16 protein-coding genes and 1 tRNA gene are annotated in these 15871 nt (G+C 71.1%); 11 read left to right on the top strand and 6 right to left on the bottom strand.

Translation table 11 applies throughout. The annotated features are described in order from the left end of the window. Positions 1-1050: a LacI family DNA-binding transcriptional regulator gene (locus HF576_RS13660; protein ID WP_168913352.1), complete on the bottom strand. Its 1050-nt coding sequence runs from the start codon at positions 1048-1050 to the stop codon at positions 1-3. A gap of 62 nt (positions 1051-1112) precedes the next feature. Between HF576_RS13660 and HF576_RS13655 the strand changes: the two genes are divergently transcribed. Further along, entirely contained in the window at positions 1113-2348 is a 1236-nt protein-coding gene (locus HF576_RS13655) for an MFS transporter (RefSeq protein ID WP_168913351.1), read from the top strand. A gap of 15 nt (positions 2349-2363) precedes the next feature. On the opposite strand, the gene HF576_RS13650 is transcribed toward HF576_RS13655, so the two are convergent. Genes HF576_RS13650 through HF576_RS20780 form a run of 3 tightly spaced genes read right to left on the bottom strand, consistent with a single transcriptional unit; the run spans position 2364 to position 5028 of the window. After that, positions 2364-3122, bottom strand: a complete 759-nt coding sequence (locus HF576_RS13650) for an EI24 domain-containing protein (protein ID WP_168913350.1) — start codon at positions 3120-3122, stop codon at positions 2364-2366. 38 nt (positions 3123-3160) lie between these two features. Then, entirely contained in the window at positions 3161-3805 is a 645-nt protein-coding gene (locus HF576_RS13645; RefSeq protein WP_168913349.1) for a response regulator, read from the bottom strand. Beyond that, entirely contained in the window at positions 3802-5028 is a 1227-nt protein-coding gene (locus tag HF576_RS20780) for a histidine kinase (RefSeq protein WP_168913348.1), read from the bottom strand. Before HF576_RS20780 ends, HF576_RS13645 begins: the two co-directional genes overlap by 4 nt. Positions 5029-5145: 117 nt before the next feature. On the opposite strand from HF576_RS20780, the gene HF576_RS13635 reads away from it, so the two are divergent. The 5 genes from HF576_RS13635 (at position 5146) to HF576_RS13615 (ending at position 10989) form a co-directional block, all read left to right on the top strand. After that, positions 5146-6027, top strand: coding sequence for a GAP family protein (locus HF576_RS13635; protein ID WP_168913347.1), 882 nt, complete (start codon positions 5146-5148; stop codon positions 6025-6027). Positions 6028-6108: 81 nt separating this feature from the next. Next, positions 6109-6804 (top strand): endonuclease NucS, encoded by a 696-nt coding sequence (gene nucS, locus HF576_RS13630; RefSeq protein ID WP_168913346.1) that lies wholly within the window; start codon positions 6109-6111, stop codon positions 6802-6804. 144 nt (positions 6805-6948) lie between these two features. After that, complete coding sequence (locus HF576_RS13625) at positions 6949-7644, top strand: HAD hydrolase-like protein (protein WP_168913345.1); 696 nt, start codon at positions 6949-6951, stop codon at positions 7642-7644. Continuing rightward, positions 7637-8887 (top strand): hypothetical protein, encoded by a 1251-nt coding sequence (locus HF576_RS13620; protein WP_168913344.1) that lies wholly within the window; start codon positions 7637-7639, stop codon positions 8885-8887. The genes HF576_RS13625 and HF576_RS13620 overlap by 8 nt, the downstream gene beginning before the upstream one ends. Positions 8888-8913: 26 nt before the next feature. Beyond that, the gene (locus HF576_RS13615) at positions 8914-10989 is read left to right on the top strand and encodes a bifunctional lysylphosphatidylglycerol flippase/synthetase MprF (RefSeq protein ID WP_168913343.1); all 2076 of its coding nucleotides are present in this window, start codon (positions 8914-8916) and stop codon (positions 10987-10989) included. Between the two features lie 78 nt (positions 10990-11067). Here the strand turns inward: HF576_RS13615 and HF576_RS13610 are convergent, their stop codons facing one another. Further along, entirely contained in the window at positions 11068-11274 is a 207-nt protein-coding gene (locus tag HF576_RS13610) for a cold-shock protein (protein ID WP_168913342.1), read from the bottom strand. Between the two features lie 348 nt (positions 11275-11622). Here HF576_RS13610 and HF576_RS13605 point away from each other — a divergent pair, with 348 nt between their 5' ends. Then, positions 11623-12261, top strand: a complete 639-nt coding sequence (locus tag HF576_RS13605) for a GntR family transcriptional regulator (protein WP_168913341.1) — start codon at positions 11623-11625, stop codon at positions 12259-12261. Between the two features lie 42 nt (positions 12262-12303). Further along, a complete protein-coding gene (locus tag HF576_RS13600; RefSeq protein WP_168913340.1) occupies positions 12304-12795 on the top strand; it encodes a GNAT family N-acetyltransferase in 492 nt (163 codons plus the stop codon). Between the two features lie 57 nt (positions 12796-12852). Here the strand turns inward: HF576_RS13600 and HF576_RS13595 are convergent. Continuing rightward, a tRNA-Leu gene (locus HF576_RS13595) sits at positions 12853-12936 on the bottom strand. A gap of 183 nt (positions 12937-13119) precedes the next feature. Here HF576_RS13595 and HF576_RS13590 point away from each other — a divergent pair. From HF576_RS13590 to HF576_RS13580, 3 genes are all read left to right on the top strand, one after another. Next, positions 13120-14448 carry an alpha/beta fold hydrolase gene (locus HF576_RS13590; RefSeq protein WP_168913339.1) on the top strand — a complete coding sequence of 443 codons (1329 nt, stop codon included), beginning with the start codon at positions 13120-13122 and terminating at the stop codon, positions 14446-14448. Between the two features lie 124 nt (positions 14449-14572). Beyond that, the gene (locus HF576_RS13585) at positions 14573-15316 is read left to right on the top strand and encodes an FhaA domain-containing protein (protein ID WP_168913338.1); all 744 of its coding nucleotides are present in this window, start codon (positions 14573-14575) and stop codon (positions 15314-15316) included. Next, positions 15313-15858, top strand: a complete 546-nt coding sequence (locus HF576_RS13580) for an FHA domain-containing protein FhaB/FipA (RefSeq protein ID WP_168913337.1) — start codon at positions 15313-15315, stop codon at positions 15856-15858. Before HF576_RS13585 ends, HF576_RS13580 begins: the two co-directional genes overlap by 4 nt. Positions 15859-15871 lie beyond the last annotated feature (13 nt).

The raw sequence follows: 15871 nt of genomic DNA, 5'->3' as shown, positions 1-15871 counted from the left end.
TCAGGGAGCTGGGGCGGGACCTGTGGTGTTGCCCTCGTGGAAGGTGCACGTGAAGCTGATCGACGCGGCCACGCCGCCGTCGATCATGGCGGCGACCGCGGCCCCCGCGGCGCGACCCTTCTCGGTTGCCGGCTGCACCAGGGTGGTCAGCTCGTACGGGGCCAGACCGTCGACGACGATCCCATCGAACCCGGTCACGCTGACGTCTTCGGGCACGCGGAGCCCGGCCTCCTCGGCGGCACGGATCACACCCGCGGCCAGCAGGTCGGACTGAGCGATGACCGCTGTCGGCCGACGCGCCGGGTCGGCGAAGAGCTCGCGGCCGGCCAGCAGGCCCTCGTCGATGAAGCTGCCCGCCGCGGCGTAGGCCGGGGCATCCGGGAACACGTCCAGAGCCCCCGCGAGGCGCTCGCGCGTGACGTCGATCGTGATGGCGGTGCCGTCACCGAGCCAGCCTCGTTCCCACCCCGCACGGGCGGGGAGCGCGACGATGGCGACGTCGCGATGGCCGAGCGTGCGCAGATGACTGGCCGCCTGACGCTGGGCCTCGCGGTTGTCGAGCCCGATCCGAGGGACGTCGTCGCCGGCATCGCCCTCGATGACGACCACGGGGATGCCGCGCGCCCGCACCGCGTCGAGGGACTCGCGCAGCAGGCCGCTGCAGCCGATGAGCACGGCCGCATCGAGCGGAGCCGTGGTCAGCGAGGGGCCTGAACCGGTGGGCTCCTGGTCGCGCAGCAGCAGCAGGCCCGCGCCGAGAGGGGCGACGGCGTCGGCGAGGCCGTCCATCATGAGCGTCTTGACCGGATCGAGGAACGCCGTGCGCAGGTGCTCCTCGAAGACGACGCCGACGATTCCGGAGCGTCCGCGGCGCAGCGATGCCGCACGCGGGTCAGGTCCGGTGTAGCCGAGCGCCGCGGCTGCATCGAGCACGCGACGACGGGTCGCGTCCGACACAGGCGTCTTGCCGCTGAACACCACGGATGCCGTCGACGGCGAGACCCCTGCCTCGCGGGCGACATCCGAGATCGTGGCGCGGCGCGTGCTCATGACGAATCGATCGTAACCCGTGCCGGACGCCCGGTGTCGAATCGATTCGGTACGCTGTCCGGATGGAACTCGTCCTGACCCGCTCGCAGTACGTCCGCTGGCGCACCGCCGTCTTCGCCATCTTCCTGGCGAGCGGCCTGAGCATCGCCACGTGGGCGTCCCGGGTTCCGGCCATCAAGGTCACACTCGACGTCGACAACATCCAGATCGGGCTGATGCTGCTCGGCGCCGGCATCGCCTCGATCGTCGGTCTGTCGCTGTCGAACATCGTGCTCGCCCGCTTCGGTGCGCGAAGAGGAATGCTCGCGGCCATGCTGGTCTTCGCGGCCGGCGTCGCCATCATCGGCATCGGCACCGACGTGCTGCACTCGTTCGTCGCGGTGATCGCCGGACTCGTGCTGTTCGGACTCGGCAACGGCGCGGTCGATGTGATGATGAACGTCGAGGGCGCGGCGATCGAGAAGCAGTCTAGCAAGACGATCCTGCCGCTGTTCCACGGGTTCTTCAGCTTCGGCACGGTGATCGGCGCCGGCATCGGGGCCGCAGCCGCCGGGTGGCACATCAACGTGCTCGTGCACACCGTCGTCATGGCCGCCGTGATCGTCGGGATCGCCTTCGCGACGTATGCCAACGTGCCGGCGCGAGAGATCACCGGAGACACGGATGCTGCGGCCGACAAGCCGCACTGGCGCGAGCGTCTTCACACCTCGCTGTCTGCCTGGCGCGAGCCGCGCACGTACGCGCTGGGCGTGATCATGCTCGGCATGGCGTTCGCCGAAGGAGGCGCGAACGACTGGCTCGCGCTCGGCATGGTCGAGGGGCACGGCGCGACACCCGCCATCGGTGCACTCGGGCTGACCGTCTTCTCGGTCTCGATGACGGTGGTGCGGGTGTTCGGAGGGCCGCTCGTCGACCGCTTCGGTCGCGTGAACACGCTGCGCGTGCTGTCGGTGCTCGCCGCGGGCGGCCTGCTGCTGTTCATCCTCGCGCCGAGCATCCCGCTCGTGTTCGTCGGAGCGGCACTGTGGGGCGCGGGCGTGTCGCTCGGCTTCCCCCTCGGCATGTCGGCCGCCGCCGACGACCCGGCCAAGGCCGCCGCGCGCGTGAGCGCCGCGGCGACGATCGGGTACATCTCGTTCCTGTGCGGTCCGCCGATCCTCGGCTTCATCAGCGAGCAGATCGGGCTGCTGAACACCTTGTACATCCTGGTCGCGCTCGCCGTGGCATCCGGTCTCGCCTCTCCGGCGGCCAAGCCGATCGCCGGCTCGACCGTCGGCGCGGGCCAGGCCCACCACTGATCCGCCTCGGCCTCGCTACGGGCTGTTCCTCGCCTGCTCGATCGACGGGGAGGGGTCGAGGGCGGAACGGGCGAGCAGTGTGGCTCCGGCCACCGCGGCGGGCATCGTGACCACCGCACCCAGCGGCACCAGGAAGCAGAGCTGCGTCGCAACGCCGAACCCCAGCATCCGTCCCCGATGTCGGCGCATCAGCGCCCGTCGAGCGGTACGGGTCATGCCGCGGGCGGTGAGCGCCCGCGCGCTGAGCTCGTCCGCGATCAGCCAGCCGGTCAGCAGCACGCCGCACACCGTGCCGAGCACCCCGCCGACCACGGGGATGAGGCCGAGCAGAGCGGAGAGCAGTGCGACGGCGACGCCGCGAGCGATGAGCGAGATCGTGTCGCCGACGGAGCGCCAGAAGCCGTAGTCCGCGTCGAGCTCGGCCCCGCCGAGGTCGGCCTCGACCGCCTTCCAGATGCGCTCGTAGAACGGCTCGCCGATCAGGAGCGTGAGCGCCGTGAACGAGATCGCGACGAGGACGAGCGCCGAGCCGAACACCGCCGTTCCGACGGCGACCCGGATGACGGTGGCCCACAGCCCCGGCCAGGAGTCGGCGAAGGGCGTGACCGCCTCGGTGATGCCGGGGAGGAGGATGCCCAGCGCGATCAGCCCCGACAGCAGCAGCGCGGCGACGATCGCGGCGGGAAGCATGCCCAGCGCCATGACTCCTGGCCGCTGCCGCCAGTAGCCGAATCCGCGGGCCAGCAGACCCACGCCCCGGGCGAACTCACGCATGCCCTCAGCGTACGGCCCGGCCCGCTGAGCCGCCCCGGTCAGGCGTCGCCCGCGGCGAGCGCGACGGCGTGGGAGCGGCTGCGGGCGCCGAGCTTGGCGAGCACGCTCGACACGTGCGTCTTGACGGTCGCGACCGAGATGCCGAGGTCGGCGGCGAGCTCGCCGTTGGACCGCCCCGCCCGCATTCCCTCGAGCACCTCGCGCTCCCGCTCCGTCAGCTGATCGAGTCCGTGCGTCGCCGCGCCGGGCGCGGGCCGGTCGCCTCTCGCGATGAGTGCGAGAGCCCGCCGGGTGACACCCGGATCGAGCACGCCCTCACCCGCGGCGACGCGTCGCACGGCGTCGACGAGGGTCGCAGCATCCGTCGTCTTCAACAGGAACCCGGCGGCGCCCGCCCGCAGCGCACCGTCGACCAGCTCGTCCTCGTCGAAGCTCGTGAGCACGAGCACCTCGGCCGAGCCGCTCGCGACGATCTCGCGGGTCGCGGCGATGCCGTCGATCCCCGGCATCCGCAGATCCATCAGGACGACATCCGGATGCAGCGCCGCCGCGTTGCGGATCGCCACCGCTCCATCGGCCGCTTCGCCGACGACCTCGAGGCCATGCGACTCGAGCATGATCCGCAGACCCTCGCGGATCGCGGCGTGGTCATCGGCGAGAAGCACCCGCACTGATCCGGTCATGCCGGCACCTCCCGTGGGATCTCGGCCTGCACCGACCAGCCGCCGGGCACGGGCCCGGCCTGCAGACGTCCGCCGAGCGCTCGCGCCCGTTCGGCGAGCAGCTCGAGACCCCAGCCGCTCCCGACCAGAGCGGGCCGTTCGAGTGGTGCGCCGCCGCGCGAGTCGACGCGCACGCGCACGTCGGAATCGTCCGCGTCGAGAGTCACCTGGACGTCGGCGCCCGCGGCGTGGCGCAGGCAGTTGGCGAGCGACTCCTGCACGATGCGGGCGAGCGCCTGATCCACCGGGGCCGGCACGTCGCCGGCGATCGCGTCGTCCAGGGTCACGGTGAGCCCGTGGCGCCGGGCGTCTTCGACGAGCGCCGGCAGCGCGTCGCGGCGCAGCGGCGCGGACAGGGCATCGGCACCGCTGCGCAGCACCGCGATCATGGATCGCAGCGCGCGGTGCGCCTCGAGGCTCGAATCGCGCACGGCGCGCAGCGCGGCGCGGTCCGTGTCGGCCGGGGCCCCCGAGCCGGACCCGTCGGCCGAACCGGGCGCCGAGAGCGCCGCCTCGGCCCGGATCGCCATGGCTGAGACATGCCCCGCGACGAGGTCGTGGAGTTCGCGTGCCATGTCCTCCCGCTCGCGCCGCACGGCCTCGGCGCGGTCGCGCTCGGCGAGGCGCTCGGCGTCGAGGGCGCGCTGGCGATGCAGTTCGACCAGTTCGTGCGCCTGGGCGACCGCGGTCGCGTACCAGTAGGCCGTGCCGAGGAGCGCCCCGATCTGCAGTCCGACCACCACGGTCACCTGCAGGTCGCGTGACACGGCGAGCGCCGCCGCCGTGACGAGCGCCGTGGCGACGCCGACTCCCACGAGGATGCGGCGCCGCCGCGCCGGCGTCGACACGCGCGTCGCCGCGTACACCAGGTCGAGCACGACGATGAAGGTGGTGATGCCGCCGACCGTCAGCACGTCCACGATGCACAGCGCCACCCCGACCGCCAGCGCGACGAAGGGCGCCCGCGCCCGCACCAGAGCGAGCGCCGAGGCCGGCAGCGCGAGGATCAGGGACCACCACGGCGACACCGGCTCGGGCAGCAGCGAGAACATGGACCACAAGCCGACCAGTCCGACGGCGGCGGCGACCACCGAGAGCGCCGCGTACGCGAGCGCGTCGGCCGGACCGCGATGCGCACGCACCCACGTCCGGGCGGCGGCGAACGCGCCGGGGCTGGTTTCCACGAGTTCATGCAACCACTCCGGCGGGGCGACGGCATCCGTCGAAGGAACGAGGCGGCGCGGTGGCGCCTCCGTCCTCTTGCCGATGTGCGCGCGCCGCGCCCGCGTGAGGCTCGGATCATGGACTTGATCGCCGACGCCCCGCTCGCCCTCACGCTCGTCGTCCTCGCGCTGCTGGACGGCCTCAGCATCGGCACGCTGCTGATCCCGGTGTTCCTGCTGCTCGCGCCGGGCCGCGTGCGCGCCGGTCGCGTCATGCTGTACCTCGTCACGATCGCGGCGTTCTACCTCGCCGTGGGCGTGCTGTTCACCCTGGGCCTGGTGAATCTCGTCGATGTCGCGCAGGGGTTCCTGTCGTCGCCGGCCGGGCAGGTCACGCGCCTGGTGGCGGGCGCCGCGCTGCTGCTGACCGGGATCCTCATGGGCACGGGATCCAAGAAGAGGGCGGATGCTGCGGCCGCGGCATCTGCCTCGGGCACTCAGGCATCGGACGCCCAAGCCGCGAGCTTCGCGCCGTCGTGGGCGACGACGTCCCTGGCCGGCTCGCCCCCGATCACGCCGCCTCCGGCACCGGCCACGCCGGAATCCGTCGATCCGGCGCCGTCGCGCATCACACGCTGGCGCGACCGGCTGCTCTCACCGAAGGCGTCGCGGGGCGCGGTCATGGCGGTCGCGGTCGCCGCGGGACTCGTCGAGGTCGCCACGATGCTGCCGTACCTCGTGGCGATGGGGATGCTGGCCGAAGCGCCCCTCGCGATGCCGCTGCGCTTCGGCGCCCTCGCGGCCTACTGCGCCGTGATGATCCTGCCCGCGATCGTGCTGCTCGTGCTGCGCATCGTCGCCGCCCCGCTCGTGGAGCGTCCGCTGGCCAGACTCGCGGCCTGGATGGAACGGACGGGCCGCGAGAACACGGCGTGGATCATCGGCATCGTCGGCTTCCTCATCGCCCGGGGCGCGGCGACCGAGCTCGGGCTGTTCGAGATGATCGACCGCCTCGGGTAGGGCGCGCGGATCCTGGCGAGCAGCCCGGGGCTGCGGCATCCGCTCGCGCCACGGTCCTCGCTCACGCCGTAGGCTCGTCGGGTGCGTCTCGTCATCGCCCGCTGCTCGGTGGACTACACCGGCCGGCTCAACGCCCACCTGCCCCTGGCGACCAGGCTGCTGGTGCACAAGGGCGACGGCAGCCTGCTGGTGCACTCGGACGGCGGCTCGTACAAGCCGCTGAACTGGATGAGCCCGCCGTGCCGGCTGGACGTCGAGATCCCGGATGCCGAATCCGCCGCCGCGGGCGTGCTCGAGCACTGGCGGGTCACGCATGCCAAGTCCGGCGATGCCCTGCTCGTGCGCATCTACGAGGTGCTGCACGATTCGTCGCACGAGCTCGGGCTGGACCCCGGGCTGCAGAAAGACGGCGTCGAGGCAGACCTGCAGCGGCTGCTCGCCGAGCAGGTGGATGTCATCGGCGACGGGCTCACGCTGGTGCGCCGCGAGTATCCCACCGCAATCGGCCCCGTCGATCTACTGCTGCGGGACCCCGCGGGCGGCACGATCGCCGTCGAGGTCAAGCGGCGCGGCGATATCGACGGCGTCGAGCAGCTCACCCGCTACCTCGAGCTGCTCGGCCGCGACCCGCACCTCGCCCCCGTCACCGGCGTGTTCGCTGCCCAGGAGATCAAGCCCCAGGCCAAGGTGCTCGCCTCGGACCGCGGCATCCGCTGCGTCACCCTCGACTACGAGGGCATGAAGGGCGTCGAGTCCGGCGCGCCCCGCCTCTTCTGACGCGGCGCGTCTTGCCCGCCCAGCCGCGAACGGGCACCCTCTGGTTGAGAAACCACAAACAGGTCGAGAAACCGCCCCGCGCATGCCTTCTGAACCTACGTATGGTTTCTCAACCTCAAGTCCGGCCCGAATAGGCTGGAGCGCATGCCGAGCCGATCTCCCTGGACCTGTGTGCTGTGGGATGTCGACGGCACGATCGTGGATGCGTCAGAGGGCATCCTTCGGCGCCTGACGATCGCGCTCGAGCATTTCGGCAAGGCCCCGCCGACTCGTGCCGAGCTCGTGCACTGGATCGGTCCGCCGATGTACGAGTCCTTCCAGGTCAACGTCGGCATGACGCCGGAGCAGGCCTCCGAGGCCGTCACGTTCTACCGCGGCCTCAACAAGTCCGAGGGGTACTCGGCCGGCGCCAAACTGTTCCCCGGCATGGGCGAGTTGATCCGCGATGTCGCGGCAGCCGACATCCCACAGGCGACCGCGAGCTCCAAGCCCGAGGTGCAGGTCGTCGCCCTCATGGACCACTTCGAGCTGTCGACCTCGCTCACCGCGATCGTCGGCGCCACGGCCGACGAGCGGACCCTCGCCGCCAAGTCCGACATCGTGGCCGAGTCGCTGCGGCGTCTGCAGGCCGCCGGCGTCGACACCAGCCGGCCCGTGCTCGTCGGCGACCGCCACCACGACGTCGAGGGCGGCGCCGTCCAGGGCGTGCCGGTGATCTTCGTGCGCTGGGGCTTCAGCTGGCCGCACGAGTCCGAGGGCGCGCAGGCCGTGGTCGACGATGTCGCCCAGCTTCGCTCACTGCTTCTGTTCGAGAGGCCGGCGGAGGGGACGGATGCCTGAGCTCGCGGCCACGATCCTGGGCTGGCTCGTGCCACCCCTGATCGCGTTCGTCGTCGCGGGCTTCGCCATCGCGGTGCTCGTGTGGGCACTGCGCCGAGCGCGGCGGTCGCCCCGTGCCCGCGCCGCCGCCGAACAGCTGCGGCTGAAGGCGGGCGCTTCACTCGTGCGGCTGGACGACGCCGTCGGTGAGCTCGAACTCGAGGTGGGCCTTTCGGGCGCGCTCTACGGCGGCGGCGCGCCGGCATCGCTGCGGCGAGCGCGCCTGACCGCGCAGCACGCGCGCGACGCCGCGTTCGAGGAGTACCGGGCCATCAGCATGCCGGGCGTCCTGCCCGACGAGATCCGCCGCGTGGCGAACCGCATCGACCGCACCGCGACCGAGGCGCTGGCCCGGATCGCGGCGGCGCGTGCCGAGCATGGGGCCTGGGTGCGCGCGAACGTGTCGGCCGCGACGCAGGTCGAGGCTGCTCGGAATCGGCGCGCGCAGCTGCGAGCGTCGATGGGGGACCCGGCGGCGCTCGTCGCCGAGCTCTCGGCGCGCTTCGACGAGACGGAGTGGCGGGATGCCTCGCGCGCGGCCCATTCGGCGCTGGCCGAGGTAGCCGAGGCCGAGCGTCTGCTCGATTCCGCGGCGGCGCGGCCCGCCGATCCGTCGCTGAGCGCCCTGCCCGACCTCGCTGCGGCCGAGCGATCGCTGCGCCAGGCCGAGGTCGACGCGCGCATCCTCGAAGAGACCCACCGCCTGATCTTCCAGGCCGCACAGGCCGTGCCCGACGAGATCGCGGCCGCCCGAGCGGCGCTGCGCCAGGCATCGGTCACTCGCGAGCACCTCGAGGCCGCCGACGCCGAGCGTCTCGGCACGGAGCTCCGCGCGATCGAGGCCGAGCTGACGAAGACCGAGACGGATGCCGCGCGCCGGCCGACTCGCGCTGTCGAATCCATCGCGCGCCTGCGGAGCCGCCTGGACCTCGCCCTCGGAGACGCGCGCACGGCACAGCAGCGTCTGCGCGGGGCACGCACGGCACTGCCCGGGACGCTCGCTGCCGCACGCGGCGCGATCGCGCAGGCCGAAGCATCCGTCGCGCATGCCCACGCCGGCGCCGATGCCCGCTCGCGTCTGCTGTCGGCGCAGCGCGAACTGGCCCAGGCCCGCCAGGCCGAGGACCCGGTGGCCGCACTCGACGCCGCCCGCCGCGCGATGCGCGACGCCGAGGACGCCAGGGCGCTCGCCACCCCGCTCTGAACTCATGCCGTCGCTAGGGTGAACCCATGAGCGACGACTCGCCTCGCACGCCGAACCCCGTTGTCGCCGTCGTGCGACGCATCCCCGCCACCCTCGCCATGGTGGTGCTCATCCTCATCGCGGGCGTCGCCTGGCAAGGGCTGTGGCGGCCGTTCGAAGAGACGGCCCTGTATGACACGGTGGCGTACGGACTGCCTGCGCTGTCGGACGGGCGATGGTGGACGCCGGTCACCGGCACCTTCTTCGTCAACCAGCCATGGGTGTACCTCTTCACGATCACGGGCTTCTGGGGCATGGCGTACCTCGAGTACCGGAGGGGCTCGCTCGTCGCGCTCGCTTATTACTGGGTGGGCCAGCTGTTCGCGATCCTCGCGACCGCGCTGGCGCTGCTGCTCGTGTCGCAGCTGCCGTGGGAGTGGGCGCAGACCGAGGCGCTCGCCCTCGACGTCGGCGCGTCAGGCGGCACGATGGCCTGCATCGCCGCCGCCGTGGGGCTGTTCGTCGCCCCCTGGCGGGTGCGGGCCTGGCTGGTGCTGCTGGCCTTCGTGTTCGTCGCGATGCTGTTCTGGGGGTCGCTCGCCGACCTCGAGCATCTGCTCGCGGTGCTGCTGATCCTCTTCGTCGACCGCTCGCTGCGCATCCAGCGCACGACCGTACGCGAACAGCGCTTCATCGCGTTCGTGTCGGTGATCGTGCTCGGTGTCATCCAGGTCGTGACGATCCTCGTCCCGACCGACGGCCCGTTCGGCCCCACCGAGCCGGTGTCGGGCGGCTTCATCGACTTCGCGATCGATGCGATCGTGATCCTGCTGATCGCCAACGGCCTGCGTCGCGGACGGCGCTGGGCCTGGGTGCTCGGTGTCGTCCTCGCCGCGATCAACATCGCGGTGGCCGCACTCGTGCTCGTCGTGATCATCATCACGAGCGAAGCGCAGCTCGAGGCCCGCATCGACGGTGAGACCGAGCTCGCGCTGGCCAGCGGTGTGCTGTGGCTGCTCATGCTGATCTATCTCGTGTGGGTGCGCCGCGCGTTCCGGGCCAAGCGCAAGTCGACCATCGGGCTGGCGCCGGAGCCCACCGTCGAGGACGTCAAGCAGCTGCTCCGCGACGAGGGCGGCGGCACGCTGTCGTGGATGACCACGTGGGACGGCAACAGCTACGCCCGCACCAGCGGGGGCATCGTCGCGTACCAGCGACGCGCGGGGGTGGCACTGGCCCTCGCGGACCCGCTGGGTCCGCCGGCATCGCGCGCAGCATCCGTCGACGAATTCATCCGCATGGCCGAGCATGCCGGGCTCGTGCCGTGCTTCTTCAGTGCCGACGACTCCACGCGCGCCGCCGTACCGGCGACGTGGCGCAGTCTCGTCGTCGCCGACGACACGATCGTCGACCTGCCCGGACTGCAGTTCACCGGCAAGCAGTGGAACTCGGTGCGCTCATCGCTCAACCGCGCCGGGCGTGAGGAGATGACGTTCCGGATGACGCGGCTCGCCGACGAGCCGTGGGGAGTGCAGCAGCAGCTGCGTGCCATCTCGGAGATGTGGGTCGGCGACAAGGGCCTGCCCGAGATGGGCTTCACCCTCGGCACACTCGTCGAGGCGGAGGACCCGGAGGTGCGTCTGGCATTGGCGATCTCGCCCGAGGGGAACATCGACGGGTTCCTCTCATGGCTGCCCGTCTACGGCGGCGACGGCACCGTCCGCGGGTGGACCCTCGACCTCATGCGCCGCCGCGAGGGTGGGTTCGCCCCGGTCATGGAGTTCCTGATCGGCTCGTCCGCGAAGCTCTTCTCCGAGGAGGGCGCGCAGGTCATGTCGTTGTCGGGCGCCCCCCTGGCGCACGAGTACCCGCCGGATGCCGGCCTCATCGCCACTCTGAGCGACAAGCTGGCCGCCGCACTCGAGCCCGTGTACGGCTTCCAGTCTCTGCACCGGTTCAAGCAGAAGTTCCACCCGCGGTACGAGACGCTGTACCTGCTCTACCGGGACGAGAGCGACCTCACACGCATCGGCGGCGCGCTCACGCGGGCGTTCCTGCCGGACGCGACACTGCGTCAGTTCGCGGGCGCCGGCCTCGAGCTCGTCCGCGGCGAACGCGATTGAACCGCGGCATCCGCCCTGTCGACAGGCAGGAACGGATGCCGCGGCGAAGCGACCGCGCGAAACGGTCGGCCGCTCAGCTCAGAGCGGGCGGATGTTCTCGGCCTGGAGGCCCTTCGGACCCTGCGCGACGTCGAACTCGACGCGCTGGTTCTCTTCGAGGGAGCGGTAACCGGTCGACTCGATGGCGCTGTAGTGCGCGAACACGTCCGCGCCGCCATCGTCAGGAGCGATGAAGCCGAATCCCTTCTCCGAGTTGAACCACTTGACGGTGCCTTGCGTACTCATTACTCGCCGTTCTTCGGGGAAATCCCGCCGCGATTTGCGGCGATTGCCTCCAACGTAGTGAAGCGCGACGGTCGGCTGCGAGAGCGATTGCTGATCAGTGACACAAATGTTGCACTCGCGGAAGCAACGATTTCCCATCGCACGCCCGGGCTGAGTGGAACTCGAAGCCCGGGCGTCGACGGATCCCCCCGGATAGGCCACGCCGTAGCGTGGACACCCACATCGTACCGATATATCGCGGGTCGGGCGACACCTCCCGATGTGTTTTCTCCCGTCGGATTCGGCCCTCGGAGCCCCGGAAATCCGGGTCTATGCAGATGAATCGTCCGGCGTACACTGGTCGCACCCATGACTACGCCCCTCGCCCCGCTGGTCCCGCGTGGCGCCGTCCTCGGCGACGAGGTCTACGCGCGCCTGGGCGAAGCCATCCTCGACGGCCGGCTGCCGCCGGGAGAGCGCCTGCGCGATCACGAGCTGGCGGACTGGCTGGGCGTCTCACGGACGCCGGTGCGCGAAGCCCTGCAGCGGCTGGAGCGCGTCGGCCTCGTCGAAGTGTCCCCCAATCGCTACACCCGGGTCTCGCAGCCGAACGACAAGGTCGAGGCCGACACTTTCGAGCTGGTCGCGTACAACATGGGGATCGCGGTGCGCATGGCGACCGCGCGGTGCTCCGACGAGACGTTGGCCAGCGCCTTGGAACGCCTCGACGAGCTCATCGAGGCATCCCGAGCGGACGAAGCCGCGGAGCTGGCCCGGGCGAGTCACGTCTTCTTCCGCGAGGTGACCCGCGCCACCGGCAATCTGGCACTGATCCAGTTCATCCGCGAGTACGAGATCGCGATCCGCCGAAACCTCGCGTCGTGGCAGCCGTTCCTGGAGTGCCCGGTCGGACGCACGGCCGCCTACGAGCGGTTCCGCGCCGCGTTCGCCCGGCGCGAGGGCGCTCGTGCCGAAGAGGAATTGCGCGGCATCCACGGATTCCGCTGATCGCGCTTCTCGCGCCGGGCCCGCGTGGCTAGCGTGGTGATCGTGAACCACATCGAGTTGCGGCCGCTCGACGACGACGATCTCGACGCCATCTTCGAGATGATGCGCGATCGCGAGGCGATAGCGATGGCCGCGTTCACGGCGGAGGACCCCGACGACCGCGCCGCGTTCGACGCCTGGATCGCCCGGCAGCGGGCAGCGGAGGACGTGCTCAGCCTCGTCGTGACCGAGAACGGCGGCTTCGCCGGCACGGCGGCCGCGTTCACCGTCGACGGCGACCGCGAGGTCAGCTTCTGGATCGCCCGGCACGCGTGGGGGCGCGGCGTCGCGACCGAGGCGCTGCGGCTGCTGATCTCGCGCGAAGCCACTCGGCCCCTCTTCGCCCGCGTCGCCGCGCACAACACCGGCTCGCGCGCCGTGCTCGAGCGCAACGGCTTCACCGAGGTCTCGCGCAACGTCGACTTCGCTCCGGGACTCGGCCGCGAGACGGAGGAGATCGTCTACACGCTCGTGCCCGCGCTGGACGGCATCTGACCTCCACATCAAGACAAAGCCCCCGGTCACCCGGGAGCCCTTGTCATGCACCTTCGGTGCGCGAGGGGGGAGTTGAACCCCCACGCCCTTTCGGGCACTGGCACCTGAAGCCAGCGCGTCTGCCTATTCCGCCACTCGCGCGAGCCGCGGCATCCGAAGATCCCGCGAAACTCAACTTCCCGAGGATATCACGCGTCTCGCCAGGGTCCGAACTGAGCGTGGTTCGCACTCGCAGAGACATTTATCTCAATCTTGTTGATATTTTGGCGCAGGACGGGCAACCTACGAAGCGACAACGACGACGTTGGATGAGGAGCACCCACTATGCCCAGAACGCTCAAGACGACCCGGATCGTCATCGCCGCCGCTGCTGCCGTCGCACTCGCGACGATCGGTGCACCGGCCATGGCAGCCGAGGGGGAGCAGGTGATCGAAGGCCGGCTCGCCGACTCCACGGCCTACCGCTTCATCGTTCCCTCCGACTGGAACGGCACGGTCTTCGTGAACCTGGACTTCGCGGGCGGCCGGCCTTCGGGTGCGCAGCAGGAGCTCGTCGATCGCGGGTATGCCTACGGCGGAACGACGCGGAACGTGACCGGATGGCGCCTCGGCGACGCGGTCGACAACCAGATCGAAGCTCTCGACGCCTTCACCGCGGCGGTGGGCGCGCCGGACCGCGCCATCGCGATGGGCAACTCGATGGGCGGCATGATCGCGGCCGCCACCGGCGAGCTGCACCCGGACCGCATCGACGGCGTGCTCGCGGCGTGCGGCGGCCTGTCGGGCACCGTCTCGCAGTGGAACCAGAAGCTGGACACGGTGTTCGTCCTGGCGCAGCTGCTCGATCCGGCCGGCGAGCTGCCGGTGGAGGACGTGCCGGCCGACATCGAGGGCGCCCGCAGTGCGTGGCTGACGGCGCTCGCGCAGGCGCAGCAGACGCCTGAAGGCCGCGCGCGGATCGCCCTCGCCGCCGCGATCGGCCAGCTGCCGGCATGGTCGCAGCGGATCGCCGACCCCGACCCGCACGACCCGTACGCCTACCAGGCGGCGTGGTACGGCGCGCTCGCGGGCGACCCGCTGCCGTACATCGGCCAGGCGATGAGCAGCAGGCACACCAGCACGATCGTGTTCGGCGGCATGCCGTCGTGGAACACGGGCATCGACTACGCCGAGCAGCTCCGGAAGGCTTCACCCGAGTCACGGCGCGTCGTGGCGGAGCTCTATGAGGCGGCGGGACTTTCGCTCGACACCGACCTCGCCACCGTGAACGCCGGCGAGCGCGTGGAGTCGGATCCGGCGGCGGTGGAGCGGTTCGCCGCGAGCTACGAGTTCACCGGCGACATCGCGGTGCCGACCGTGACGCTCAACAACGTCGGAGACCAGATCTCGACCGTCGCACAGCAGCAGGAGTACGAGGAGCGCGTGACGCAGGCCGGCAACGCGTCGCTGCTACGCCAGACGTACGTCGCCTCGGCGGGACATTGCAACTTCACGGATGCCGAGACGCTCGCGGCCACGCAGCTGCTGCTCGATCGCCTCGACAACGGCCACTGGCGCAGTGCGAACGCGACCCAGCTCAACCGCGCCGCCGAGGAGCTCGGCATGGGCGAGGCTCGGTTCCTGGGCTTCCACCCGGACCGGTTCAACCGCTGACCCGCCTGCGCCCGGTCCTCGCCTTCGCGAGGGCCGGGCGCAGTCTTTCTCGGATGGCGTTCATGACGGGTGCAGACTGTGCAATTAGCATGTACCAACCGGCACCCCCCGTCCGAGGAGCCCCGTGGGACTACTTGACAGCTTCGAGAAAGGTCTCGAACGCGCTGTGAACAGCGCGTTCGCCAAGACCTTCCGCAGCGGCATCCAGCCCGTGGAGATCGCTTCGGCCCTCCGCAGCGAGCTCGACAAGAAGGCCGCGGTGGTCAGCCGCGACCGGATCCTCGCGCCCAACACGTTCGCCGTGCGACTGTCGCCCGCCGACGACGAGCGCATGTCCGGCCTCGGCGACGCGCTCGTCCACGAGCTCGACACCCTCGTCCACAAGCACGCCAAGGCGCAGGGGTATTCGTTCGCCGGTCCCGTCTCGATCACGCTGCGTCGCGACGAGGACGTGTCGACCGGCACGCTGCGCGTGGAGTCGAGCACCGCCCAGGGCGGGCGCGTCTCGTGGCGAGGAGTGGTCGACGTCGAGGGTCGCCGCATCCCTCTCACGAAGTCCCGCACCGTCATCGGCCGCGGCAGCGACGCCGACATCACCGTCGCCGACACCGGCACCAGCCGCAAGCACGTCGAGATCCTGTGGGACGGCGAGCGCGCCATGGTCCGCGACATGAAGTCCACCAACGGCACGCTGCTGGGCGGGCGCAAGATCACCGAGGCCGCGTTGCCGCCGGATTCCACGATCCGCATCGGCCGCACCGACATCGTGTTCCGCGTCGTCGCACAGGCGTCGCCGCCCAAGCCGCCGATGCCCGCCGACGAGGCCACCCGCATGTTCGACCTGCGCGAGGGGGGACCGCTGGCATGAGCGAGCTCACCCTTCTGCTGCTGCGCATCGGCTTCCTGGTGCTGCTGTGGGCGTTCGTCTTCGCCGTCGTGTACTCCCTGCGCGCCGATCTTTTCGGTGTGAAGGTGAGACGGATGCCGGAGCCGGTGGCCGCTGCCCCCGCCGCGCCGAGCGCCCCCGCAGGAGCGACGGGCGCTGCCGTGACCGCCGCCGTCGGCGCCGCACCCGCCGCGGCTCGCGCGGCCGAGGCGGGAGGACCGGCGACCACCGACACGGTGTCGCGCATCGTGATCACGAGCGGCCCCAAGACCGGCCTCGAACTGCCGCTCGGCGACGAGCCGCTGACCATCGGGCGCTCGAGCGAATCCGGCCTCGTCATCCGCGACGACTACACGTCGAGCCACCACGCGCGGCTGGTGCTGTGGGGCGACCAGTGGATGATCCAGGACCTGGACTCGACCAACGGCACGTGGCACGACGGCGCCCGCGTCACGGCGCCCATTCCGGTCAAGGTCGGTGCTCCGATCAAGGTCGGCGCGACGACCTTCGAACTGCGGAAGTAAGCGGGCGGACTCC

Origin of the sequence: Microbacterium salsuginis, from assembly GCF_012524205.1 — a bacterium.
Taxonomy (GTDB): Bacteria; Actinomycetota; Actinomycetes; order Actinomycetales; family Microbacteriaceae; genus Microbacterium; species Microbacterium salsuginis.
Note: the sequence above shows the minus strand (reverse complement) of the source record. Positions and strands in the feature narration are given on the sequence as shown.

What these genes read in the sequence shown, in the direction of transcription:
- HF576_RS13645 (WP_168913349.1), bottom strand. Translation starts at nt 3,805, where the DNA reads ATGACCGGATCAGTGCGGGTGCTTCTCGCCGATGACCACGCCGCGATC.
- HF576_RS13610 (WP_168913342.1), bottom strand. Translation starts at nt 11,274, where the DNA reads ATGAGTACGCAAGGCACCGTCAAGTGGTTCAACTCGGAGAAGGGATTC.
- HF576_RS13625 (WP_168913345.1), top strand. Translation starts at nt 6,949, where the DNA reads ATGCCGAGCCGATCTCCCTGGACCTGTGTGCTGTGGGATGTCGACGGC.
- HF576_RS13650 (WP_168913350.1), bottom strand. Translation starts at nt 3,122, where the DNA reads ATGCGTGAGTTCGCCCGGGGCGTGGGTCTGCTGGCCCGCGGATTCGGC.
- HF576_RS13590 (WP_168913339.1), top strand. Translation starts at nt 13,120, where the DNA reads ATGCCCAGAACGCTCAAGACGACCCGGATCGTCATCGCCGCCGCTGCT.
- HF576_RS13605 (WP_168913341.1), top strand. Translation starts at nt 11,623, where the DNA reads ATGACTACGCCCCTCGCCCCGCTGGTCCCGCGTGGCGCCGTCCTCGGC.
- HF576_RS13635 (WP_168913347.1), top strand. Translation starts at nt 5,146, where the DNA reads ATGGACTTGATCGCCGACGCCCCGCTCGCCCTCACGCTCGTCGTCCTC.
- HF576_RS13615 (WP_168913343.1), top strand. Translation starts at nt 8,914, where the DNA reads ATGAGCGACGACTCGCCTCGCACGCCGAACCCCGTTGTCGCCGTCGTG.
- HF576_RS13580 (WP_168913337.1), top strand. Translation starts at nt 15,313, where the DNA reads ATGAGCGAGCTCACCCTTCTGCTGCTGCGCATCGGCTTCCTGGTGCTG.
- HF576_RS13660 (WP_168913352.1), bottom strand. Translation starts at nt 1,050, where the DNA reads ATGAGCACGCGCCGCGCCACGATCTCGGATGTCGCCCGCGAGGCAGGG.
- HF576_RS13620 (WP_168913344.1), top strand. Translation starts at nt 7,637, where the DNA reads ATGCCTGAGCTCGCGGCCACGATCCTGGGCTGGCTCGTGCCACCCCTG.
- HF576_RS13655 (WP_168913351.1), top strand. Translation starts at nt 1,113, where the DNA reads ATGGAACTCGTCCTGACCCGCTCGCAGTACGTCCGCTGGCGCACCGCC.